Consider the following 5007-nt stretch of genomic DNA (forward strand, 5'->3'; position numbering starts at 1 on the left):
CCGGCCACGGGCCGGCGGCTCGGCGCGCTCGCCCGCCAGAGCGCCGGCGGCGGCCGCGGCCGCGAGGGCGGTGCGGATCGCCACCAGCTCGCGCAGCACGACGGCGAGGCCGACCAGCAGGAGCCCGGCCGAGAACGCCGTGATTCCGGCGCCGATCAGCGTGTTGCCGATCCCGAACTCGTTGTACGGGATGCCGTACGCGACGCAGGCCATGCCGACCACCGTCAGCACGGCGCCCAACGACATCAGCACCAAGACCATCGCAACGCCCTCTACGCCCACCCGGAAGCACAGCCCGCATCGCCTCTGCCGCGACGGGCGGCGTCGGCTCCCGCAGTCGGCGGGCCGCGCGCCATGGCCGGATTATTCGAAAACTACTCGTCCGGTTCCTGCGGAAGATTATCCAGGCCTTTGACGCACCACAACCATTTTGGCGCCCGCATGCACCGCGGAGAGCAACTGGACGGCACCGGTGACGGCACCATGACACCAGGGCGAGGTTGCGCATGCGCCGCGCGATCTCTAGGTGAGAGGGGTCGGACGCCGTTCCAGACCCGAATGGTCACCCCCGATTCATCCGAACCCTCGAGGAGCAACGAGATGTCGTTTTCGCTGCCGGACCTGCCTTACGCCCACGATGCGCTGGCGCCCTACATGTCGCGCGAGACGCTCGAATATCATCACGACAAGCACCACGCCGCCTACGTGAACACGGGCAACACCCTGCTCAAGGGCAGCGAGTGGGAAGGCAAGTCGCTCGAGGAGATCGTCAAGGGCTCCTACGGGAAGAACCAGGCCCTCTTCAACAATGCCGGGCAGCACTACAACCACACGCATTTCTGGAAGTGGATGAAGCCGGGCGGCGGCGGCGACAAGCTCCCGGGCGCGCTGGAGAAGGCGATCGTTGCCGATCTCGGCTCGGTGGCCAAGATGAAGGAGGACTTCGTCCAGGCCGGCGTCACCCAGTTCGGCTCCGGCTGGGCCTGGCTCGCCGTCAAGGACGGCAAGATCATCGTCACCAAGACGCCGAACGGCGAAAGCCCGCTGGTGCACGGCGCGGTGCCGATCCTGGGCGCCGACGTGTGGGAGCACTCCTACTACATCGACTACCGCAACCGCCGCCCCGACTACCTGAAGGCGTTCCTCGAGAGCATGGTCAACTGGGACTATGTCGCCGAGCTCTACGCGGCCGCGTCCAAGTAACGAGGGCCGACCGACGACGTCGAAGTAACGGCTTCCAGGTCACGACCCGGATGTGAGACACTGTGGCGGCGCCGGCCTCGCGCGGAGCGAGGGCCGGCGCCGACGCATCGGCCAGGCCCCCGCCCGGGACGCCGGCACGGCGCGCGTCCCGCATCTCTCCGCCGACGATCCCGACCGAGCCCATCCCCGATGTCGCCGGCCCTCTGATGCCAGCCGAGATCTCCATCGCCCCGGTCCGCAAGGCGGGGCCCCGCGGACTGCATCCGGCCGACATCGCCGCGGTGTGCGTGCTGGCCGTCGTCTGCGCCGTCGCGGTGGCGACGTTCCGCGACTTCGGTATGGGCTGGGACGACTACGCCCACGCCGAGTACGGGGGGCTGCTGCTGCGGCTCTACCAGTCCGGCTTCACCGACCGCCGCGCCCTCTCCTTCGTCAATCTCTACGCCTATGGCGGCGGCTTCGACATGCTGGCCGCGCTGGCCGCCAAGCTGCTGCCCTTCCCGCTGTTCGAGACGCGGCGGCTGGTCGGCGCGGCGATCGGCATCGCCGGCCTCGCGATGACCTGGCGGATCGCCCGCCGGCTCGGCGGACCGCTCGCCGGCTTCGTCGCCCTGGCGCTGCTCGCGAGCTGCCCGCTCTATTACGGGCACATGTTCATCAACCCGAAGGACGTGCCCTTCGCGGTCGCCATGCTGGCGGCGACGCTCGGCTTCGTGCGCGCCTTCTCCGAATATCCGCATCCCTCGGTGCCGACCACGGCACTGCTCGGGCTCGGGCTCGGCCTCTCCTTCGGAACCCGGGTGATGGGCGCGCTCGCCGCCGTGCCGGCCGCCAGCGCGTTCCTGCTCATCGTGGTGGCCGAGGCGCGCCGCCAGGGTGTCCGCCCGGCGCTGGGGCGCGTCGGCGAGTTCGTGCTGCGGCTGATCCCGGCCCTCGTCGTCGCCTATGCGCTGATGGCGCTGATCTGGCCGTGGTCCGTGGTGTCGCCGCTCAATCCGGTGCGGGCGCTCGTGTACTTCTCGCATTTCTTCGAGAAGCCGTGGCGCGAGCTGTTCGAGGGCGAGCTCCTGTGGGTCGTCGACATGCCGCGCCGCTACGTGCCGGAGCTGTTCGCGCTCACCACGCCGGAGATCTTCTGGGCGCTCGGCATCGCCGGGGTGATCAGCGCGCTGGCCGCGGCGTCACACGGCGACCGGCCGCTGAACCGCCGCGCCAGCCTGGTGTTTCTCGCCGTCTCGGTGGTGTTCCCGATCGCCTTCACGGTGGTGACGCGCCCCGCGATGTACAACGGGCTGCGCCACTTCGTGTTCGTGCTGCCGCCCGCCGCCGTGCTGGGCGGCCTCGTCGGCAGCCTGCTGGCGGCGCGCTTCGGCGGCGGCGAAGGCCGCCGGACCGCGATCGTGACGGTCGTGCTGGCCGTCACGCTGGCGCATCCGATCGTCTCGATGATCAAGATTCATCCGTATCAGTACACGTATTTCAACGCCGTCGCCGGCGGGCTGCAGGGGGCCGACGGCCGCTTCATGCGCGACTACTGGGGCCTGTCGCTGAAGCAGGCGTCGCAGGCGCTGCTCGATGCGCTGGCGGAACGTGGCGAGCTGGCGACGCGCGACCGCAAGCGGCCCGTCTCGATCTGCGGTCCGCAGCGGCCGGTGCGGCTCGCGCTCGGCAAGAACTATCCCACCGACTGGCAGCCGCAGGGCGGCGAGTTCGCGATCTCGCTGAACGAGTTCTACTGCGCCAAGCTGGACGCCCCGGTGCTCGCCGAGGTGGTTCGTGACGGCGTCGTGTTCGCCCGCATCTACGACATCCGCGGCCGCAACATCGAGACGCTGCTGACGCCGCTGCCGCCCTGAGCGACGGCCGCAAAGCCCTCGAGAGTGCGCACCCCGCCGCCGCGTGAAGATGCGGCTTTGCGAAGTCCGCCGTTTTTGTCACGATGGCGGCTGCGCGGGAGGTGCGTCATGCCAGTCTTCGTGTTCGACGCCTACGGCACCCTGTTCGACGTCCATGCGGCGATCGCCCGCCACCGCGACGCGGTCGGTCCCGACGCCGACCGGCTGTCCGACCTGTGGCGCACCAAGCAGCTCGAATACACCTGGACCCTGACGCTCGCCGGCCGCTTCATCGACTTCTGGACGCTCACCGAACGCGCGCTCGATTATTCGCTCGCGCGATGTCCGTCGGTCGATCCGGCGATGCGGTCGCGGCTCCTCGACTCGTATCGCGTGCTCGACGCCTATCCGGACGCACGCGCCGCGCTGATCGACCTCAAGGCGAACGGCAAGCGCACCGCGATCCTGTCGAACGGCACGCTGCGGATGCTGGCGGGCGTGGTCGAGGCGGCCGGCCTCGGCCCGCATCTCGACGCCGTCCTGTCGGTCGAATCCGTCGGCGTCTACAAGCCGCGGCCGGAGGTGTACCGGCTGGTGATCGACACCTTCGCGGTGATGCCGGCCGAGGTGGTGTTCGTCTCGTCGAACCGCTGGGACGTGATGGGCGCCGCCGCCTACGGCTTCCGGGCCGCCTGGATCAACCGGGGCGGCCTGCCCGAGGAGTATCACGACCTCGCGCCGGCCCGGGTGCTGAGCACGCTCGCCGAGCTGCCGGACATCGCGGCCGCTCATCCGATCTGACGGCGCGACCGAGGGCGGGCGACGGGTCAAGGCCAGGTGAGACGGTAGAGAACCTGTCCCCGTCCCGCATGCGTCGTCGCGGCGAAGCTGCGGTCGAAGTCCGCCGGAGCAGTGTGGAACGCGACCACCTCGGTTCTGATCATGTCGGCCGAGCCGCACAGCCGGAGCCGCACGCTGAATCCGGTGCAGGACGGATCGGGGCCGGGGCCGGGCGGCTCGTCGTCCGGCAGGACGAGCCAGCCGATGCCGCGCTCCTTCAGCACCCGCGCCGACGTGCGGGCGAAGAGGTGCGGCACGAAGGCCGGATCGACCAGACCGCCCAGATCCGTCACCGCGACGTTGCCGAAATAGCCGAGCACGCCGATGTCGAAGCTCGCCACCGGCGTGCCCGGCGGCAGGGTCTCGGCGATCCACTGCGCCATTCGCTTGTGCGTGCCCTCGATGTGGCGGATGCCCTCGTCGGTGATCCGCATCCAATCGACCAGCGAATGGAGCGCCACCACCCCGGCGAGACTCACCACGACGGCATCGATGCGGTCGCGCCGGCCCGTGAAGCCGCAGGCCGAGATCGCCCGTCCGACCACCTCCATGACGCCGAGCGCCAGCAGCGGAAACACGAACACCAGCAGCATCGCCTGATAGCGCATGCCGTGGCCGGGATTCGGCAGCATCACGGCGTAGAGGACGGCGTCGGCGAACGTCATCGCGAGCAGCAGCAGCGTCGTGCGGGCGCCCGCCATGGCCAGGCGGACGACACCGGCCACCATCACGAGCCCGCACAGCACGCTGAGCAGCAGGGTCGTGCGCGGGCCCGCCTCGACGCCGAGGAAGAAGCGGACGATCTGTCGCCACCAGTCGACCAGCAGCTTGATCGCCAGGCGAAGCGACGGCCCGTCGGACAGCGCGTCGCCGAAATACAGCCATTTGCGGCCCGAGAAGGTGACCGGCAGGGCGGAGTGCGACGTCCAGATGTTCCACAGCGCGAACAGCCCCAGCGCCACGGCGCAGGGCACGAGGAGTCGCACGAGATCACGCCACGGACGTCGGGTGAGGATGCCGTGCCCGGCCAGCATCGCGACGAAGATCACCGCCTCCGGCCGCAGCAGGATGGCGACGGCGCCGCCCGTGCCGGCCGCGAGCGCTCGCCCGCCGCCGGCGGCGGGCGAGC

General features: G+C 70.1%; 4 protein-coding genes and 1 pseudogene. 3 read left to right on the plus strand and 2 right to left on the minus strand.

Annotated elements, in window-relative coordinates; translation table 11 throughout:
- A pseudogene (locus CH341_RS27905) lies at positions 1-252 on the minus strand (hypothetical protein); the annotation flags it as partial.
- A 348-nt stretch (positions 253-600) separates the two neighbouring features.
- Here CH341_RS27905 and CH341_RS27910 point away from each other — a divergent pair.
- The 3 genes from CH341_RS27910 (at position 601) to CH341_RS27920 (ending at position 3839) form a co-directional block, all read left to right on the plus strand.
- Complete coding sequence (locus CH341_RS27910; protein ID WP_111422285.1) at positions 601-1203, plus strand: superoxide dismutase; 603 nt, start codon at positions 601-603, stop codon at positions 1201-1203.
- Between the two features lie 206 nt (positions 1204-1409).
- A complete protein-coding gene (locus tag CH341_RS27915) occupies positions 1410-3059 on the plus strand; it encodes an ArnT family glycosyltransferase (RefSeq protein ID WP_245431283.1) in 1650 nt (549 codons plus the stop codon).
- A gap of 108 nt (positions 3060-3167) precedes the next feature.
- Positions 3168-3839 carry a haloacid dehalogenase type II gene (locus tag CH341_RS27920; protein ID WP_111422288.1) on the plus strand — a complete coding sequence of 224 codons (672 nt, stop codon included), beginning with the start codon at positions 3168-3170 and terminating at the stop codon, positions 3837-3839.
- A gap of 26 nt (positions 3840-3865) precedes the next feature.
- Here CH341_RS27920 and CH341_RS34515 read toward each other — a convergent pair.
- On the minus strand, positions 3866-5007 hold a 1142-nt coding region (locus CH341_RS34515), incomplete at its 5' end, for a hypothetical protein (protein ID WP_170149838.1).

Source organism: Rhodoplanes roseus (genome assembly GCF_003258865.1).
Classification (GTDB): Bacteria; Pseudomonadota; Alphaproteobacteria; order Rhizobiales; family Xanthobacteraceae; genus Rhodoplanes; species Rhodoplanes roseus.

Bases quoted from the DNA above. Each gene is read 5' to 3' on its own strand.
- CH341_RS27910 (WP_111422285.1), top strand. From the start codon at position 601: ATGTCGTTTTCGCTGCCGGACCTGCCTTACGCCCACGATGCGCTGGCG.
- CH341_RS27915 (WP_245431283.1), top strand. From the start codon at position 1,410: ATGCCAGCCGAGATCTCCATCGCCCCGGTCCGCAAGGCGGGGCCCCGC.
- CH341_RS27920 (WP_111422288.1), top strand. From the start codon at position 3,168: ATGCCAGTCTTCGTGTTCGACGCCTACGGCACCCTGTTCGACGTCCAT.